This window comes from Haloterrigena sp. H1 (assembly GCF_005938085.1).
Classification (GTDB): Archaea; Halobacteriota; Halobacteria; order Halobacteriales; family Natrialbaceae; genus Natrinema.
Genome location: NZ_SMZK01000001.1, coordinates 1,896,084 through 1,913,098, shown reverse-complemented (window position 1 = coordinate 1,913,098; position 17,015 = coordinate 1,896,084). Strand labels below are relative to the sequence as shown.

General features: G+C 64.3%; 16 protein-coding genes. 8 read left to right on the top strand and 8 right to left on the bottom strand.

Annotation, left to right across the window (positions count from 1 at the left end; translation table 11 throughout):
• Positions 1-3 precede the first annotated feature (3 nt).
• Positions 4-1,722 (bottom strand): Na+/H+ antiporter NhaC family protein, encoded by a 1,719-nt coding sequence (locus E2L06_RS09635; protein WP_138780893.1) that lies wholly within the window; start codon positions 1,720-1,722, stop codon positions 4-6.
• A gap of 224 nt (positions 1,723-1,946) precedes the next feature.
• The gene (locus tag E2L06_RS09630; protein WP_138780892.1) at positions 1,947-3,059 is read right to left on the bottom strand and encodes a GTP-binding protein; all 1,113 of its coding nucleotides are present in this window, start codon (positions 3,057-3,059) and stop codon (positions 1,947-1,949) included.
• Positions 3,060-3,243: 184 nt separating this feature from the next.
• On the opposite strand from E2L06_RS09630, the gene E2L06_RS09625 reads away from it, so the two are divergent.
• The 4 genes from E2L06_RS09625 (at position 3,244) to E2L06_RS09610 (ending at position 6,632) form a co-directional block, all read left to right on the top strand.
• Positions 3,244-4,878, top strand: a complete 1,635-nt coding sequence (locus E2L06_RS09625) for a hypothetical protein (RefSeq protein WP_138780890.1) — start codon at positions 3,244-3,246, stop codon at positions 4,876-4,878.
• An 84-nt stretch (positions 4,879-4,962) separates the two neighbouring features.
• The gene (locus E2L06_RS09620; protein WP_138780888.1) at positions 4,963-5,166 is read left to right on the top strand and encodes a hypothetical protein; all 204 of its coding nucleotides are present in this window, start codon (positions 4,963-4,965) and stop codon (positions 5,164-5,166) included.
• Between the two features lie 285 nt (positions 5,167-5,451).
• Positions 5,452-5,955 carry a hypothetical protein gene (locus tag E2L06_RS09615; RefSeq protein ID WP_138780886.1) on the top strand — a complete coding sequence of 168 codons (504 nt, stop codon included), beginning with the start codon at positions 5,452-5,454 and terminating at the stop codon, positions 5,953-5,955.
• 272 nt (positions 5,956-6,227) lie between these two features.
• Positions 6,228-6,632 carry a universal stress protein gene (locus tag E2L06_RS09610; protein WP_138780884.1) on the top strand — a complete coding sequence of 135 codons (405 nt, stop codon included), beginning with the start codon at positions 6,228-6,230 and terminating at the stop codon, positions 6,630-6,632.
• Between the two features lie 158 nt (positions 6,633-6,790).
• Here the strand turns inward: E2L06_RS09610 and E2L06_RS09605 are convergent, their stop codons facing one another.
• On the bottom strand, positions 6,791-8,098 hold the full coding sequence (locus E2L06_RS09605; RefSeq protein WP_138780882.1) for a tRNA(Ile)(2)-agmatinylcytidine synthase: 1,308 nt from the start codon (positions 8,096-8,098) through the stop codon (positions 6,791-6,793).
• 168 nt (positions 8,099-8,266) lie between these two features.
• On the opposite strand from E2L06_RS09605, the gene E2L06_RS09600 reads away from it, so the two are divergent.
• Positions 8,267-9,232, top strand: coding sequence for a transcriptional regulator (locus E2L06_RS09600; protein WP_138780880.1), 966 nt, complete (start codon positions 8,267-8,269; stop codon positions 9,230-9,232).
• 119 nt (positions 9,233-9,351) lie between these two features.
• Here E2L06_RS09600 and E2L06_RS09595 read toward each other — a convergent pair whose 3' ends face one another.
• Together E2L06_RS09595 and E2L06_RS09590 are read right to left on the bottom strand one after the other, a co-directional pair.
• The gene (locus tag E2L06_RS09595) at positions 9,352-9,609 is read right to left on the bottom strand and encodes a glutathione S-transferase N-terminal domain-containing protein (RefSeq protein ID WP_138780878.1); all 258 of its coding nucleotides are present in this window, start codon (positions 9,607-9,609) and stop codon (positions 9,352-9,354) included.
• 218 nt (positions 9,610-9,827) lie between these two features.
• Positions 9,828-11,291 (bottom strand): NCS2 family permease, encoded by a 1,464-nt coding sequence (locus E2L06_RS09590; protein ID WP_138780876.1) that lies wholly within the window; start codon positions 11,289-11,291, stop codon positions 9,828-9,830.
• Positions 11,292-11,478: 187 nt separating this feature from the next.
• On the opposite strand from E2L06_RS09590, the gene E2L06_RS09585 reads away from it, so the two are divergent.
• On the top strand, positions 11,479-12,141 hold the full coding sequence (locus E2L06_RS09585) for a TrkA family potassium uptake protein (RefSeq protein WP_138780874.1): 663 nt from the start codon (positions 11,479-11,481) through the stop codon (positions 12,139-12,141).
• 274 nt (positions 12,142-12,415) lie between these two features.
• On the opposite strand, the gene E2L06_RS09580 is transcribed toward E2L06_RS09585, so the two are convergent.
• The gene (locus E2L06_RS09580) at positions 12,416-13,477 is read right to left on the bottom strand and encodes a DNA methyltransferase (RefSeq protein ID WP_138780872.1); all 1,062 of its coding nucleotides are present in this window, start codon (positions 13,475-13,477) and stop codon (positions 12,416-12,418) included.
• Between the two features lie 103 nt (positions 13,478-13,580).
• Here E2L06_RS09580 and E2L06_RS09575 point away from each other — a divergent pair, with 103 nt between their 5' ends.
• Both E2L06_RS09575 and E2L06_RS09570 read left to right on the top strand, forming a co-directional pair.
• Positions 13,581-14,570, top strand: a complete 990-nt coding sequence (locus E2L06_RS09575; protein ID WP_138780870.1) for a sodium:calcium antiporter — start codon at positions 13,581-13,583, stop codon at positions 14,568-14,570.
• A gap of 91 nt (positions 14,571-14,661) precedes the next feature.
• Positions 14,662-15,672, top strand: a complete 1,011-nt coding sequence (locus E2L06_RS09570) for a glutathione S-transferase family protein (protein ID WP_138780868.1) — start codon at positions 14,662-14,664, stop codon at positions 15,670-15,672.
• A gap of 63 nt (positions 15,673-15,735) precedes the next feature.
• Here the strand turns inward: E2L06_RS09570 and E2L06_RS09565 are convergent, their stop codons facing one another.
• A complete protein-coding gene (locus E2L06_RS09565) occupies positions 15,736-16,011 on the bottom strand; it encodes a hypothetical protein (protein WP_138780866.1) in 276 nt (91 codons plus the stop codon).
• An 88-nt stretch (positions 16,012-16,099) separates the two neighbouring features.
• The gene (locus E2L06_RS09560; protein ID WP_138780864.1) at positions 16,100-16,906 is read right to left on the bottom strand and encodes an NAD(P)-dependent oxidoreductase; all 807 of its coding nucleotides are present in this window, start codon (positions 16,904-16,906) and stop codon (positions 16,100-16,102) included.
• Between the last annotated feature and the right edge of the window lie 109 nt (positions 16,907-17,015).

The window sequence follows — 17,015 nt, the reverse complement described above, 5'->3', positions numbered from 1 at the left end:
CGTCTACTCGGCTCCCTCTGAGAGCTCTCCGTCCCCCTCACGACCACGGCGGTCGATGTCTGCCGCCCGCCGCGTGGCAACCGGCTCGAGGTCCTTTCGGTCGGCGTCGACTCTCGAGAGGCCGACGACGAGGCCGACGAGGGCGATGACGCCCAGCGGCAGGAAGATGATCGCGGGCACGCCAAGGTAGCCGTTGAGGAGGTAACAGCCCACGACAACGACGAAGACGGTCGCGGCGTAGGGCAGTTGCGTCCGCACGTGGTCGATCAGGTCGGCTCCGCTGAACGTCGCTGAGAGCACCGTCGTGTCGGAGATCGGTGAGGAGTGATCGCCGAAGATCGCACCGGAGAAGACGGCACCGACGGCGACCGGGACGAGTTCGAATCCAGTTCCGAACTCGTAGGCGACCTGCACGGCGATGGGCGTGACCAGCCCCATCGTCGCCCACGACGACCCCATCGTGAACGCGACGAAGGCGGCGACGAACAGGATGAGCACGGGGAGCAGTTCCGCCGACAGGTAGCCCTGCGCGAGCCCGGCGACGTAGTCTCCCGTGCCGAGCGTGTCCGCGACGCTGCTGATCGTCCAGGCGAGAACGAGGATCGTCACCGCCGTCAGCATGATCCCGAAGCCGTCGAGGACGGTGTCGACGGCCTCTCCGATATCGAACAGCCCGTAGGCGAGCCCGAGGAGGATCGCCGAGACGACCATGGCGAACGATCCCCAGGTCAGCGCCGTCGCGAAGTCACCCGCGCCGACGATGTCGACCAGTACCTGAACGGTCGCAGACACGAGCGCTTCGATCCCGTCGCCCTCAACTGCGGCTCCGATCGATGTCGGCTGTCCTGCCTCAGCCTGGACCGTGGCCCACGACTGGTAGCCCGTCCAGAACGCGCTCGCGAGTGTCACCGCGATCAGAACGACGACGGGCGCAAAGAAGATCCGGAGCATCGGCCGCTGATCGATCGGCGCGCCCAGTTCCTCCTCGACCTTCTGCAGGGGCTGTGCGTCCTCACGGTTGACATTGCCGGTCGTCCACGATCGGTGTTCGGCGTCGAGCATCTCGCCGTAGTCCCGACCGGTGTAGACGATGATGCCGACCATGACGATCGCCAGCAGCGCATAGGTGTTGTAGGGGATCGATCGGACGAACGTCGCGAACGCGGTCGGCGCTTCCTCCGCGACGCCCATGCTCTCGTAGGCGTCGCTGATCAGCGACAGCTGGAATGCGACCCAACTCGAGATACCGAGCGTCGCAACGGGGGCGGCCGTCGAGTCGACGATGTAGGCGAGTTTCTCGCGGGAGATCCGCAACTCGTCGGAGATCTCGCGCATCGTGCTCCCGACGATCGCCGTGTTGGCGTAGTCGTCGAAGAACATGGCGACCCCCAGAATCCACGTGGTCATCCCGACGGTCCGCTGGCTCTCTAAGTGATCCGTCGCCCACTCGCGGACGGCGAGCGCGCCGCCGAGTCGCCAAATAAGTGCAACGCCCGACCCCAACAGGAGCGTGAAGACGAGGATCTGGACGTGAAACCCATCATCGACGATGATCGCGGCGACGATCCAGTCGAAGGTCTGTCCGATGCCGAGGCTCTCGGTGTAAATGGCCGCCCCCGACCAGATGCCAAGAAACAGCGACAGCATCGGCCGCCGGGTCACGATCGCGAGACCGATCGCGAGCAACGGGGGAACGAGCGAGAGCGCGCCGAACTCTGCCATAACTACCTAGTCGTCGGGTCGCCGGACATGCTTCACCGTTCCGATCCAACTCCTGTCTAATCAATAATCACGCACGATAGAATCCGTGATGATCGTGCTGGTCTGCCCCGAGACAACCCGTCTCGAAAATGAATATTATACTATTGTCACAATGAACGTCTTAATTCGACTCGAGGCGTCGAACACGAACTAGTGCCGGCGCTCCGACGACGGGCCGACCGCGACTATCGGCGCAGAATCAGCTTCAGCACGTCTTCGTCCTCGAGGACGTGATCCATCCCAACCTGCTGTTCGTCGTGGGTCGCGCTGGGGCCGCTGACGCGGGCAAAGCGGAAGCGGTCTTCCATCTCGCCGCCGAGTTTCTCGATCGCTTCGCCGACGGTGGCTCCCTCCTCGATGACTAGCGGCTCCTCCCAGTCGACGCCGCGGCCGGGTTTATCCATGTAGACCCGGATGAGTCCGAGATTCTCCCAGATTCGGTCCTTGAGCGCGTCGAGCCCCTTCTCCTTCGCGGCGCTGATGAACGTGACCTCCTCGGGGTCGAGATCGCGGTCGCGCAACTGTTCGTCGACGGTCTCTTTGTAGTCCGGCTGGATCAGGTCGACCTTGTTGACGCAGGTGATCGAGGGGATGTACTCGCGGTTGTCCATCAGCCCGTCGACCAGCCGGTCGATGGTGACGTTTTCCTGCAGGTTGAGGTCGGCGTTGACGTAGCCCTGGTCACGGAGCACGTCCTGAATCGTTTTCTCGTCGAGGTCCTGATCGGTGCTCGAGGTGATCTTGATACCGTCTTTGATCTTCGGGCGGACGGTGACTCGCGGGGGGTCCTGGTCGACGCGGATGTTGATGTCGTAGAGTTCCTTCTGCAGGCGGTCGTACTGGTCGATCTCGAACACCGAGAGGACGTAGATGATCAGGTCGGCGTTGCGGACGACCGCCAGCACCTGCTGCCCGTCGCCTTTCCCTGTCGCCGCGCCCTCGATCAGCCCCGGCACGTCGAGCAGCTGGATGTTCGCGCCGCGGTGGTTGAGCATCCCCGGGTTGACGTCGAGCGTCGTGAACTCGTAGGAGCCGGTCTCGCTCTCGGCGTTGGTTAGCGAGTTCAACATCGACGACTTGCCGACGCTCGGGAACCCTACCAGTGCGACAGTCGCGTCGCCGTGTTTCTCGACGGAGTAGCCACCACCGCCGCCCGAGCCGGACTGCTGTTTCTCGAGTTTCTCCTTTTTTTCCGCGAGCTTGGACTTCAGCCGGCCGATGTGGGCCTCCGTCGACTTGTTGTAGGGCGTGTTGGCGATTTCTTCCTCGATTGCCTCGATTTCATCCTCGAGCCCCATTTGCCCGTACACAACCGGTCGTGCCGAAAAACCCTTTCGAGACCCGCGCCGACCGACGCGGCCACGGAGACGAACCTGCCCGTCGTCGCCGCCGTTCCAGTGTACTGAACATTCGCTTCCTCTGGTGTGTACGTCTCACCAACGTTGTGTTAGCTATACCCGTCTATCTTCCGCATTCTTCCGTATGCACAGGCGGGACTACGTCACAGCGGTGGGGAGTAGCGTGAGCGCCCTCACGGCGACGCGGATCGGGCGTGCCCAGCCGCGCCGCCTCGAGCGAGTCCTCCCGGCCGACGGCGACACTGCCGTCCAGCCCGGCGGTGAGGTGATGTTCGAGGCTGCGGCCGCACCCGGCATCGACCCGACGGCGGTCGAGTGGTGGGTCGACGGTCGCGGAGTAGCTGAGATAGCACCGGGCGCACCGTTCTGGAGTTACACGCACCGAACGGGGAATCCAGCCGCTCACGGTCAGTTCGACGAGGCCGGGACGTACGAGGTCGTTGTGGCCGCCGACGGGGCCACGGCCTCCTGGCGGGTGACGGTCACCGACGACGCGCCGACGGCTCCGAGCGTGACGGTCACGTGCGATCCCGGGCCGGATGCCACGATCACCACGCGCGACGAGCTCACAGTGACTGCGACGGCCACGGACGACAGTGGGATCCTCGAGCGCGTCCTCCGGCAAGAAGGGCGCAACGCCACGTACGTCGACAGCGCCGACGTCTCGGGGGCGGACGCGAGGGCCACGTACACGACGACGGCGGGCGACGCCATCTGGTTCATCGGTGGCTACCCGATGATGGCGTGGGTCGTCTGCCGCGACGGTCGCGTGTCCGCCGCCCGAACCGAGGGACCGTCGATCGAAGCGATGCGTGACGTGCGGATCACCGGGACGAACGCCCCGGTACAGGCGGGAGAGGATCTCGTCGTCGATGCCGAACTTGAGATCGACGGCGACAGCACCTATCACGGCCTCGTCGAGGCGACACTCGATCTGATCGTCGGCCACGATCCCACCCACGTCGACAGCACGACTGTCGAGGTGTTCGCCGGCCGGACGGAGACGGTCCAACTCGAGTTCACGACCGCGACCGTCCGTAACACGCAGACGTTTCCGGTCCGCGTCGAGACGCGCCACGCGGCCGCGGAGACGGACGTTACCGTCATCGGAACCGACGACAAGGGGGCCGGCCAACTAAACGTGTCGGACCTGTCGACGAACGCCCCCGTGACCGGCGGTGACTGGCTCGAGGTGACGGCGACGCTCGAGAACGGAGGTGAGGGGCCTGCTAGCCGCGAGGTCGAACTCGTGGTCGGGCACGATCCGACGACTGTCGACACGCAACGGGTGACCCTCGACGCGGGCGAGACGACGACCGTCTCACTGGGCTACGAGACATACCCCGTCGCGAACGACGACGAGTTTCCGGTTCGGGTGCGGACGGGCGACGATTCGGCCTCGCGGTCCGTCCTGGTTTACGGCCGCGATGGGGACGGGAACGGTGGGTCCGGCGAGGCGAGGTTCTCGGTGTCGATCACCGGGACGAATGCGCCGGTGGACGGCGGCGACTGGCTCGAGGTGACCGCGACCGTCGAAAACGGTGGCGAGACCGCAGCCTCGCACGACGTCGAGCTCGTGGTCGGTCGCTCGCCCGAGGTGGTCGATTCCCAGGCCGTTAGTCTTCAACCCGGCCAGACGGCGACGGTCTCGCTGGGGTACGAAACCTATCCGGTGGCCAACGACGACACGTTCCCGGTGACGGTCCGGTCGCCCCACTCGAGCGACACGCGGACGGTCACGGTCCGTGGAACGGGCTGATGCGCGGACACCACTACTAAACAACATCACCATTGGCAACGTAATTTCGACACACATAAACGACCGGCGACCGTCCAATCAAGTATGTCGAACGCATCGCAGCTGCGTGACAGCACCCAGATCGTCCTCCCCAGCGAGGCACTCGAGGGGCTCGAGGCGCAGCTCGATGACGTCTGTACGGTTTCGGTCTTCACCGAGGGCGACGACCAGTGCCGGATCGTCGGCAGCCCCGTCGAGATCAAACGAGCCAGCGAGTTCCTCGCCCGGCATGGCGTCAACGTGCGCTGACCGTCGGATTTTGCAATTTCTATCAATAGTCATACAGTGATCGGCTTCCGTCGACGGCACATTGACTGCCGAACTGACTGTGGTTTTTTCGTGGTGATGGCTGTTTGTGAGCGCTGTGGCTAGCCGAAACCAGAATGCCTATATTGATTTAGGCCTGCCTAAAAATATGGCGGGAACGCTGACAGGGAATACGGAACCGGCGTGTCTGAGACGATCCGGAGACAGCGGTCGTGTCGTCGCGAAAACGAGGCAAGCCGACGGTTCGAACCCGATGGTGCATTGCCCGTGACCCGCGAGACGACAGCCAAGAGCGAGGAGTACGCGACTCCAGTCGAGACGATCAGGGCGGCGCGAGACACCGTTGCTGCCCTTCGAAGCACCGACGGTGGCTTCGTCGTCTCCTGTCGCGAGTCGGGGATTCGACCCGCGCCGGTCACGGACGCACGATTCGACACCCACGCCGATGCCCAGCGAGCCTGTGACGCCGCTCACCGTTACCGTGATGCGATGCGAACGCTCGATCCGTCGCTGTCACGGTACGACCTCGTCGTCTCACCGATCGACGAGACCGCACTCGAGGTCGCGAGTGTTCGCGAACTGACCGACCGGCGACGTGCGAACGGACTCCCCGCGTCGCGACGGACCGTAACGCTCGCCGGCACCGGCAGCGACGAGTGGCTCCGCGTCGAGAACGGCCCGGTCGTTCACTTCACCGGCCCCGATTCGCTGCTCGACGACGAGGTCATCGCACGACAACTCCGATCGAAACTCGACGAGAAACGCGGTTGATCCTCGCCCGTCTCTCCATCGGCTGGACAGGTCAGCGCCGAGCCGACGACGCGCTCGCGGTGGCGCTCAGACATCCGTGCCGTGTTATCACTCCGGATGCACCGGCGCGTCGAACCTACCCCGGACGAGCGGCTTCGCGACGTGGCGACGGCGCACACATCGGTATGGGATAGAGTCGCTCGGCTACCACTACCCCGCTACGGTCGATACTGACCTATCACGTCTGCTTACAGTCACGGTAGCCCCTTGTCTGCCCGGCGTCTACGTGGACTATGACTCGCGTTCTGGTTCCGGTTGACGGCTCCTCGCGAGCGACCGACGCACTCGAGGAAGCGTTCGACCTGTTTCCCGACGCCGAGATCCACGTCTTGCACGTCATTCAGGTCACTCGGGTCCCGTCGGACCCGGGGACGACGCCCTACGAATACGCCAAAGAGCAGGGGCAAGCGTTTCTCGAGGACGCGGCGACGACCGCCGAGACACACGATCGGGAGATCAAAACGGCGCTCATCGAGGGCCATACCGCCCGCACGATCCGCCGGTATATCGACGAGCACGACATCGATCACGTCGTGATGGGCAGTACTGGTCGGTCCGGAATGTCGAGAGTCCTGTTGGGCAGCGTCGCGGAGGCGGTCACCCGTCGCTCTCCCGTTTCGGTCACGATCGTCCGGTGACGGCTCGTATTGCCGGTTGCAAGCCACGTCATACGAACCACTGTCATACGGCCGTCTGTCAGCTAGTGCCGGTGGGCCCGCGACCGCTCCTGCAAGTTGCCAGTCACTCGAGACAGCGGATCGTATCACCAGTTCTCCTTCGAACGACGACCCGCCGTCTACCGCTCCGGATGCGTCGGCGCGTCGAATCCACCCCGGACGAGCGGCTTCGCAATATGCCGACGTGCACACGGCGGCACCTCGTACCAACCGTCCTCGAGTTCGCGCTCGAGTTCCTGTGTCGGTTTCTCTGCCGCCGACGTGCCACACTCCCGACAGCGGTAGCCCTGGTTCCGCCCGGCACTCTTCATCGTCCGTCCACAATCTGGACAGATCGGGGTGACCCGTTCGGTTCGCACGAGCTCGTGGACGGCGAACTTCTCGAGTTTGAGCGTGCCGTCGGATACCTCGCCACAGGCGGTGAGTCGATCGCCGATACGAAGCGCTCGCACGCGATCCCGGAAGCGTTTCGTCGGCTCGAAGGCGGCACACATGAGTCGCTCGGACGCACCGTCGGCCGCGCTGTCGCCAGCGGCTGGCGGCTCGAGCTCGACGAAGACGTGGCCGCCGCGTCGTGTTTCGGGTTCGCTGGCGACCCGTCCCTCGAGGCGGTAGGCGTGGCCGTCGTCGACTGTCGACAGCGAGCCGTCCTGCAAGTGGACATCCGTCCCCTGATTCGTGACGAACAGTTGGGTCGCGGCGACGGGTTCGCTCTCGATCCGGTCGGCGACCGCGCGGACGGCGTCTGCATCGTCGCCGCGGATACCATGCAAGATTGGACCGGGCGTGTGGGGCACGCAAACGGTCTCGTTCTCGCCACGGTCGACCGTATCCCACACGTCGGGATAGCCCCAGTCGGCCGCGTCGACGACGCTCTCGTGGTCGACCTCGCGGGGCGTTCCCCACCGGTCGGGTTCGCGGTAGGAGATGTACTCGTAGGTCCACTCCGCGAGCGCGTCCCAGGCCCCGATCGCGGCCAGCGCACCGATCCGGCCGCGGCCGTCGCCGGTGTGCCACGATCGGTAGCCGTGGCGGTCGATCAGGCTCTCGGCATCGTCGATTGCGAGGTGATCGCGGATCGCCGCTCGAGCGAACGCAGTGACGTCGTCCGGCACTGGATCGTCGTCGGGGTCGTGGGCCGCCACGACGAGCCCGGGGTTCGTCCGCTCGTCCGTGGTCTCGGCCAGTGACTCGAGTCGCTCGCGCGCGAGTGCGAACGCGCGATCGGAATCACAGTCCGTGTGAATCGCCAGCGCGGCGTTGCCCCGGGTTTTGTACTCGACGGCGGGGTTGAGCCGGACGAGCAGGAGCCGCGGGATCGCGCTCGAGCCGTCCTGGCGCAGTCGCTCGGCGATCGCCGCGGCGACGTATGTCGTACACATTCCCAGCTCGCGCGAGTCCGTATCGTCGATCCCGACGACGGTCATCGGCGATGGTTGCACGCCCGCCGAGTAACCCCTTTCGGGATCCGTCCCATCACCGCCGGCGGTAGAAACCTCTATATAAGAATACTCCTGAGATTGGCTCGAATCGCGACACGGGACGCGGACATCACGGGGAAACTCTCTTATAGGAGGAATCGCTTACAACCCCGTATGTCCCGCTCCGCACTGGTCGGCAACGTGACCGCGATGTTAGAGGACGCGGGATTCGTGGTGAGCGATCGGTGTGCGATTCGGCCGAAGAGTTTCGATATTGCTGCGCGACGTGGCGACGATCTGATCCTCGTCAAGATCCTCGCGAATATCGACGCGTTCAACGAGGCGACCGGCCACGAGATGCGTCGGCTTGGAACCTACCTGGAAGCGACGCCGCTGGTCATCGGACTGCGCAGCCGTGACGAGGACCTGAAACCGGACGTCGTCTATTTCCGACACGGCGTCCCCGTCTTCAGTCCCGATACGGCGTACAATCTCTTTATCGAGAACGTCCCGCCGCTGATCTACGCTGCGCCGGGCGGCCTCTACGTCAACATCGACGGCGATCTGCTGGCCGACGAACGCCAGGACAAAGACTGGAGTCTCGGCCAACTGGCCAGCGAACTCGGCGTCTCGCGGCGCACCGTCTCGAAGTACGAAGACGGCATGAACGCCTCCGTCGAGGTCGCGATGGCGCTCGAGGAACTGTTCGAAGCACCCCTGACGAGCCCAGTCGACGTCCTCGAGGGGGCCGACGAGGTCCACGAGAGCGAGGCGACGCCGGACGACCCGGAGGCCGACCCCGACGACCAACAGGTAGTCGCCGTCTTCACGCGGGCCGGCTACAGCGTCCATCCGACGGTCCGCTCGCCGTTTACGGCCGTCAGTGAGGACGAAGACGACAGCGACATCGTCCTGACGGGTCACTCGAAGTTCACGAAGGCCGCGAAGAAACGCGCCCGGATCATGAGTTCGATCGGGGCAGTTACCCGCACGCGGTCGGTCTACGTCGTCGACCGGGCGAAACAGGAGTCCGTCGACGGCACGGCGCTGGTCGAACGCGACGAGCTCGCTGATCTTCGAAACGCCGACGAACTGCGAGACGTCATCCGGGAGCGGTCGGAGTACGAAGAAGCAGCTTGATCGGTCGCGTCTAGCCGTTTGATCGGCGTTCGATACAGCTCCCGCCCGTTGTCACTGTGTTTTGTTGTCGTAGTACGCCGATTCGTGGCTGTCCTGGAACCGGCTGATTGTCGCCGGTATCAGGCGGTCTCGTCGCCGTACGTTTCCTCGAGGTACTCGACGATGTCGCTGCTTTCAGGCATTCCTTCGACGCCGGTCGCCTCGTCGGTGATGACCGGCACGCCCGTCTGGCCGCTGACTTGCTTGACTTCAGTCCGGTCGCCGTGCAAGCGGGGCACCTCGATGGTGTCGTAGTCGAGGTCGAGGTCGTCGAGTTTCGTCCGGACCATCGCACAGAACGGACAGCCGGGGAGGTCGTACAGCGTGATGTCTGCCATCGTGACCGAAGGTAGGGGCCTCGAACCCCAAGAGCACAGTGATTGCGATGGTTTGGTATCGGCCAGCAACGACTGCACACGAGCGCGTTCTGATACGGTCTACTGTAAATCATTACCGGTGCAACCGCGACCGCCCTGCGGTTGCACTGGTACATCGTTACAGCAAACCGTATGAGTGGATCGGTTCAGTGGCCGCTCGAGCGGTGCTCGACGTGAGCTTAGCCGAGCATCCCGCTGGTGGAGACGTAGAAGTAGCCGATCAGCGCGACGGCGATCGCCCACTGCCCGAGACGAACGTCGGTACGCTCGCCCATCGCCGTTTTGATCAGCGGGTAGGCGATGATCCCGGCAGCCAGGCCGGTGGCGATCGAGTACGTCAGCGGCATGATGGTGATCGTTAGGCCGGCGGAAACCGACCACGCCGGGTCCTGCCAGTCGATATCGAGGACGCCCTGGAGCATGATGACCCCGACGGCGACGAGCGCGATAAACGAGGCGTAGGCAGGGATCGCGGCGATGACTGGTACTGCGACCAGCGACACTGCAAACAGGGCACCAACTACGAGGGCAGTGAACCCGGTGCGGCCGCCTTCCTCGACGCCAGTCGACGACTCGACGAAGGTCGTCACCGTCGAGGTGCCGACCATCGCCCCGACAGTCGTCCCGATAGCGTCGGCCATTAGTGGCTTCTCGATTTCGGGGAGTTCGCCGTCTTCGTCCAAGAACTCACCGAACTGGGCGACGCCGATGAGCGTCCCGGCGGTGTCGAAGAAGTCGACGAAGAAGAACGTGAACACGACGAGTACGAACGTCAGCGGGTCGACATCACGAAGTCCCTCGACGAACGCACCGGCAAGCGGCGTGATGTCGTAGTGTGGGGATGTCACTGCTTCGAAGGTGACCTCGCCGGTTCTCTCGTCGAACAACGTCTCGGGTGCGAGTGCTGACGCGCTTGCAACGCCAGTGAGCAACAGTCCCCAGCCGGCAACGGCTGTCGTGACGATGCCAGCGATGATCGCGCCCTTCATCCCGCGTGCCCACAGGATAAACGTCAAGAAGAGGCCGGCGAGCCCGAGGATCGCGGCTGGATTCTGTGCGATGTTACCGAGCGTGACCAGGGTCGCTGGATCGCCCGTAACGACCTGCATCTCTTGAAGCCCGATAAACAGCAGGAACACACCGATCCCCGCACCGACCGAGAATTTGACTGGTTCGGGGAAGAGGTTAATAACGTACTTCCGGGCACCGACCGCCGTGATCGCGATGAAGATGATTCCCTCGACGAAAACCGCGGCGAGGGCTGTTTGCCACGGAATCCCCATCCCGATGACGACGGTGAACGTAAAGAAGGCGTTGAGCCCCATGCCGGGAGCCAGTCCGAACGGTCGGTTGGCGTACAGCGCCATCACCAGCACCGCGACGACCGAGGCGATGATCGTCGCGATCGCCAGCATCTGGAACACTTCGTTTAAGCCGTAGACGGCCCCGTCGATGGTCGTCTGCTGGTTGATATCGCCCTGTTCGTTGAACCCCATAATCGCCGGCAGCAACACCGTCGGGTTCACCACGATGATATACGACATCGCCAGGAACGTCGTAATCCCCGCGACCAGTTCGGTCGTGAAATCGGTATCGTGTTCCTCGAACTCGAAATACGACGCCAGTAACTCGATAGCCCCCATTTTGGATGCTCGAGCGTAGCAACACTGGTTAGTTAAGCGTTTTTGTCCAGCACGGTATGTCACGAAAGAACATTCATGCGTCCTGATTGATAGGCTGACGAGCCGGCGATCGGATTGGGTGTGGGTGGGCGACTGCCCACGGTCGGCGGACGAACGTATTTGACCCAGGAGCGTGTACTGTGGTACCATGAGATTCGTCATCGTTGGATACGGCCGAGTTGGCTCGCGGACGGCAACGATCCTCGACGAAGAGGGCCACGATGTCGCCGTTGTCGACAACGACATCGACCGGCTCAAGCGTGTCTCCGACGGCGAGTTCGAGACAGTACACGGCGATGGATCCGACGAAGACGTCCTCGCTGATGCTGGAATCGAGACGGCCGACGCGATCGGGGCCTTTACGCCCGATCTCAACGTCAACTTCGCAGCCTGTATGGTCGGGACTCACCACGGCTGTCGGACCGTCCTGCGGATCGACGCGGACTACCGCGAGGACATCTACGAGAAGTACGCTGCGGAGGTCGACGAGATTATCTACCCTGAACGACTCGGCGCTGCGGGTGCGAAAACCGCCCTGCTGGGCGGCGACTTCAACGTCGTTGCCGACCTCGCGGCAAACCTCCAGTTGACCGTCCTCGAGATCACGGAGGGGTCGCCAGCGGTCGGAAAGCGAATGAGCGAACTCGAGTTGCCCGAATCCGCACGGATCTACGCCCACGGCCGCGCTCGCGAGCCGCTGACGATCCCGCTGCCGGGAACGGAACTCGCAGTCGGGGACGAGGTGGCGGTCATCACTGAAACAGACCGTGCGGATGCGGTTCGGTCCGCACTGTTACCTGCAAGCGCCTGAGGGCCGGCCGCGGGAGCTACCATCGCGATACCGGTCCGACTGTGGTACGTGTCCCGAAGGTTATGGGAAGAGAAACGGGAGCAGGCGCGCAGGCGAGTGGATGGGGGGAGTGTGGTGGGGAGGCCGCCAGCGCGCCTATTCGTTTCGTTACGGTGTGGGATAATAAAACCGCGTCAGACGATCGGCCGACAGCGGTCAGACGGGCAGCCGTCGTCCCGTTTCCTGATCCACCTCTCGGTCCACGAGAGCCGGGACATCGGTTTACCTGTTCGTCTCAGTCGGACGATGAAACGTCGTCCTCGAGACGGAAGACGAGGACGTTCTGATGGACCATCGAGGGAACGAAGGAGAACGGGTAGCCGTAGACGTGGAGGTCCTTGGTTGGATCGTACCAGATCAGGGTCGCCGCGAGCGACAGCGGTGCGGTCGACTCGATTGCCTGTGCCAGCTCCGCCGAGAGGAATTCGTAGGACTGCTCGCGGTACATATCCCCGATGAAGACGACGACGTGCCCGTCCGGGGCGACAGCGTCGGTAAAGCGGTCGAACTTCTCGGCCATGTCCGCGAGCCAGTCGGCTTTCGTCTCCCAGGTCGCGTCTGTTTCGGAGGGTATGTCGCCGTCCTCGCTGTCGTCCGGTCCGTCGAACGATCCCAGCTTACTCTCACGAGTTCGGCGCTCATTGCGCGTCTGCTCGAGTTCGTCCATGTGCCAGTAGGGGACGTCGGTAAGAAGGAGGTCGACCGAGTCGTCGTCAACGTCGTCGATCAGGTCGGCACAGTCGCCGTGGCGCATGTCCTGGGCAGCCAGCGGCGGCTCGCCGCGGGCGCGGCGCTCGTCGTTTTCGCGCTCGAGGACCTCGTGATAGATCTCGACCCACCGGTCGGTGCGCTCGAAGCCGATCGCCTCACGGCGACCGGTGCCCTCGTGTTCACAGAGGCTCGCGCCCAGCAAGGTGCCGCCGACGCCGGCGAAGGGGTCGAGGACGGTGTCGCCGGCCTTGCTGAACCGGCCGATCAACTCGGCACAGAGCCGCGGGGGTTTCTGCCCGCCGTGTTCGCTGCGCAGCTCGTGCTGGAGGTCGGGCGGGTAGCCCTCCGCGATGATGGATTTCGTGGCGTACTTCCACTCCTTGCCCGTGAGGTCGTTGACCCGATTGCGCTCGTCGTAGATCCCCCGCCCCTCGACGTAGCGCTGGTGGTCGGCTAACTCGTCGGTGTCGACCACCTTGCCGTCCTCAACCGGCAGGGATTCCTCGCGTGCGCGGTCGGCGTCGAACCCGCCGTCGTCGTCCGTGAACAGCCGACTCTGGCGGTGTCGCTCCCCGTCGTCTGCCATACCCTCGAGTGCTCACGGGGACCGCTTAAACGCTTGTGGCTCGCGTCGACCGGCCTGCGTGCCCGACGTTTTTCACTGTGTTCTCCGAAAAGCACCAGTACCGATGGTTCTCGTCGTCGACGCCGTCCTGCTCGCAGTGGGCGTCCTCGCTCTGTGGATCGGTGCACGCCTCCTCGTGACCGGGGCCTCGCGACTCGCCGGTGCGGCCGGCGTCTCCGCGCTCGTCGTCGGCCTCACGGTCGTCGCCTTCGGAACCTCCGCGCCGGAGATCGCCGTTTCGGTCGAGGCCGCGTTCGCGGGCCGGGGCGACGTCTCGGTCGGCAACGTCGTCGGCTCGAACCTGTTCAACCTCGGCGTGGTCCTCGGTCTCATTGGCGTCCTTTCGCCGTTTCGGGTCACCGAGACGCTGGTCCGTCGAGACGCACTCGCAATGGCTGCCGCGACGGCAGTCGCCACCGTCGTCCTCCTGAACGGGGCCGTCTCGCGACTCGAGGGAGCACTCCTCCTCGCGCTGCTGGGCGGCTACCTCGGCGCGCTCGGCGTCGCGATTCGGGCGGGAACCCGGGCCGGCGGTAGCCGACCCGAACCGACCGACGGGGGAGCGACGCCACCGCCGCTCGCTCCAGACGAGGGCGATCCGCGCGAGATTCGGCCGGCGCTCGAGGGCGGTCGCGCCCTCGCGGGCCTCCTCCTCGTGATCGGCGGCGGGCGCGTGTTGATCGATTCTGCGGTCGGACTGGCACTGGCCGTCGGCATCTCGGAGTGGACGGTCGGCGCGACGATCGTCGCGACCGGAACCTCGCTGCCGGAACTCGTCACCTCCGTCGTCGCCATCCGTCGGGGCGACGTGGGCATCGCGGCGGGCAACGTCGTCGGCTCGAACGTCTTTAACGCTCTCGGCGTTCTGGGGCTCGTCGCCGTCGTCCGGCCGACGACGGTCGACCCCGCCGTCTTCCTCGGCATCGGGTGGCTCTGCGTGCTGACCGCGTTCGCGACGGCCGTGCTTGCGACCGGCCGGCGGCTGACCCGGCTCGAGGGTATTGCCCTCGTCGCACTCGGGGTGAGCTACTGGGTCGTGAGCGTGGCACTCTGAGGTCTCGATCGACGGACGCAGTGACAAGCGGCGAACCCAGTGACATGGGTGTTAGCGAGGGTACTTGCTGCTCGCGACCCGAGACGGGTCTATGAACATGCTCGTCGACGGCGAGTGGCGCACCGACGCGTTCGACCTCACCACCAGCGATGGGTCGTTCGAGCGCCAGGAGACGCCGTTTCGAGACGAAATCCGGGACGATCCCGACGCCCGGTTTCAGCCCGAAGCGGGTCGGTACCACCTCTACGTCTCGTATGCCTGTCCGTGGGCTCATCGAACGCTTTTGCTGCGGTCGCTTCTGGGGCTCGAGGACGCGATTTCGGTCTCGGTCGTCGATCCGTATCGTGACGAAGACGGGTGGCAGTTCACGCCCGAGAAGGACGGCTGTACCCGCGATCACGTCCACGACGCGGACTTCCTCCGGGAACTCTACGTCCGTGCGGACCCGGACGCGACCTGTCGCGTGACAGTGCCGGTGCTGTGGGACACCGAGGAAGACACGATCGTCAACAACGAATCCGAAGAGATCATGCGAATGTTTGATACCGAGTTCGACGAGTATGCGCAACGAGACGTGGACCTGTATCCCGAGGGCTATCGGGACGAGGTCGATCGGATCATCGACGAAATCTACGAGCCGATCAACAACGGCGTCTATCGGGCCGGCTTCGCCACGAAACAGAAGCCCTACGACGAGGCAGTCGATGAGCTCTTCGCGGCGCTCGATCACTGGGACGAGGTGCTTGGAGACCAGCGCTATCTCGCGGGCGATCGGCTGACGGAGGCGGACATTGCGATGTTCACCACCCTCGTCCGCTTCGACAACGTCTATTACACGCACTTCATGTGTAACGTCCAGCCAATCCGAGAGTACGACAACCTCTGGCCATATCTGCGTGATCTGTACCAGACGCCCGGCGTCGCCGAGACGGTGAACATGGCCCACATCAAAGAACACTACTACACGACCCACCCCGACGTGAATCCCCACCGGATCGTCGCCCGCGGTCCCGACCTCGAGTTCGAGACCCCCCACGACCGCGACGCGCTGCCCGGCGAGGCGCCGTCGGACCTCCGTGCGGCGGTCAGTATAGACGACTAACAGCGGTAGAAGCGACAACGGCGCGATGACGGCGTTTCAAAACAGCGGGTTGGTCGATTCGGTTTAGGCGTCGTCGGCTGCGTCCTCGTCGGTTTCGGCATCGTCGTCGGCAGCCTCGAGTCGGTCGGTGCTGGAGCGGTCGGCTTCACGGCGCCACGTTTCGAAACTATGCTCGAGTTCCTCGTCCGAGACGAACACCTTCCAGAGAACCCACACGACAGCCAGCACGGGGAGAAGCGGAAGAAGGATGATAACGAGTACTGCGGCCATGATATAGCCGAACAGGGACATCTGTGTGTTCGGCCCATAGCCGGTCGACTCTGACACCTTGACTGACATGTGTGCGCCTACGAACGTGTCGGTATTCCATGTTACGGTTCGGCGAATCCACTCTGGAACGGAGATATGTCGCCGCGACTGCCGGGAATCAACTCGTCTCGAGCCCGGCTCGCCCGTCCGACGCGTCGCTGAGCACCGCTTCGGCGTCGTCTGTGGGACGGTATGCGAGGGCCTGCATGGTCTCGGACAGTGAGAGAAACCGCTCCGAGTTATCGGAGATGCCGTGTGCGACCAGCGGCGACGTCTCGAGCGTCGCCGTCGCGGCCGCGTTGAGCAACCGCCGGCAGTCGCCGGGGCTGAGCCACATCGCACGTGCGTAGCGTTCGCCGGCCCCGTCTCGCTCCCGACATTCCTGGCGGAGTTCGTCGCGGGTGAGTAGCCAGCCGATCCGGAGATTGACGACCTCGAGTCCGTGTCGGTTCGCATAGTACGAGCCCATCGCCTCGCCGAAGACCTTTGTAACGCCGTAGTAGGTGTCCGGATCGATCGCCCCGTCCGGGCGGACGACCTCGGGCATGCCGACCGTCGACTCCGGGCGGATCGGTGAGACGGTGTTTCGCATGTTGACTGCGTGGTTCGAACTCGCGAAGACTACCCGCTCGAGATCGTTCTCGAGGGCGGCCTCGAAGGCGTTGTAGAGCCCGTCGATATTCGGTCCGCGCAGCTCGTCCCACGCGGCCCGTGGCGAGGCGATGGCCGCGAGGTGGATCACCACGTCCTGACCCGCGAGCGCGTCGACGAACTCCTCCCGGTCGGTGATCTCGAGGAGTGTCGTCTCGAGGTCGTCGGTCTCGCTGTGGGAAAAGAGCGTCAGCTCGTGGTCGTCGGACGGGAACGCGTCGACGATCGCCCGCCCAACGTTCCCCGCCGCACCGGTGATGGCGATGTTCGTCATAGCGAACGGACACCGACGCGGCAGATATAGGCCGCCCCAGCGCGTTCCGGCCGATTCGTCTCCGATCGAGCGAGCGATCGACGCGGAACCGAGTCGATCGATTCCGGCG

Excerpts from the sequence above, each read along its gene's own strand:
- E2L06_RS09635 (WP_138780893.1), bottom strand. The coding sequence starts at position 1,722 with ATGGCAGAGTTCGGCGCGCTCTCGCTCGTTCCCCCGTTGCTCGCGATC.
- E2L06_RS09630 (WP_138780892.1), bottom strand. The coding sequence starts at position 3,059 with ATGGGGCTCGAGGATGAAATCGAGGCAATCGAGGAAGAAATCGCCAAC.
- E2L06_RS09625 (WP_138780890.1), top strand. The coding sequence starts at position 3,244 with ATGCACAGGCGGGACTACGTCACAGCGGTGGGGAGTAGCGTGAGCGCC.
- E2L06_RS09620 (WP_138780888.1), top strand. The coding sequence starts at position 4,963 with ATGTCGAACGCATCGCAGCTGCGTGACAGCACCCAGATCGTCCTCCCC.
- E2L06_RS09610 (WP_138780884.1), top strand. The coding sequence starts at position 6,228 with ATGACTCGCGTTCTGGTTCCGGTTGACGGCTCCTCGCGAGCGACCGAC.
- E2L06_RS09605 (WP_138780882.1), bottom strand. The coding sequence starts at position 8,098 with ATGACCGTCGTCGGGATCGACGATACGGACTCGCGCGAGCTGGGAATG.
- E2L06_RS09600 (WP_138780880.1), top strand. The coding sequence starts at position 8,267 with ATGTCCCGCTCCGCACTGGTCGGCAACGTGACCGCGATGTTAGAGGAC.
- E2L06_RS09595 (WP_138780878.1), bottom strand. The coding sequence starts at position 9,609 with ATGGCAGACATCACGCTGTACGACCTCCCCGGCTGTCCGTTCTGTGCG.
- E2L06_RS09590 (WP_138780876.1), bottom strand. The coding sequence starts at position 11,291 with ATGGGGGCTATCGAGTTACTGGCGTCGTATTTCGAGTTCGAGGAACAC.
- E2L06_RS09585 (WP_138780874.1), top strand. The coding sequence starts at position 11,479 with ATGAGATTCGTCATCGTTGGATACGGCCGAGTTGGCTCGCGGACGGCA.
- E2L06_RS09580 (WP_138780872.1), bottom strand. The coding sequence starts at position 13,477 with ATGGCAGACGACGGGGAGCGACACCGCCAGAGTCGGCTGTTCACGGAC.
- E2L06_RS09575 (WP_138780870.1), top strand. The coding sequence starts at position 13,581 with ATGGTTCTCGTCGTCGACGCCGTCCTGCTCGCAGTGGGCGTCCTCGCT.
- E2L06_RS09570 (WP_138780868.1), top strand. The coding sequence starts at position 14,662 with ATGAACATGCTCGTCGACGGCGAGTGGCGCACCGACGCGTTCGACCTC.
- E2L06_RS09565 (WP_138780866.1), bottom strand. The coding sequence starts at position 16,011 with ATGTCAGTCAAGGTGTCAGAGTCGACCGGCTATGGGCCGAACACACAG.
- E2L06_RS09560 (WP_138780864.1), bottom strand. The coding sequence starts at position 16,906 with ATGACGAACATCGCCATCACCGGTGCGGCGGGGAACGTTGGGCGGGCG.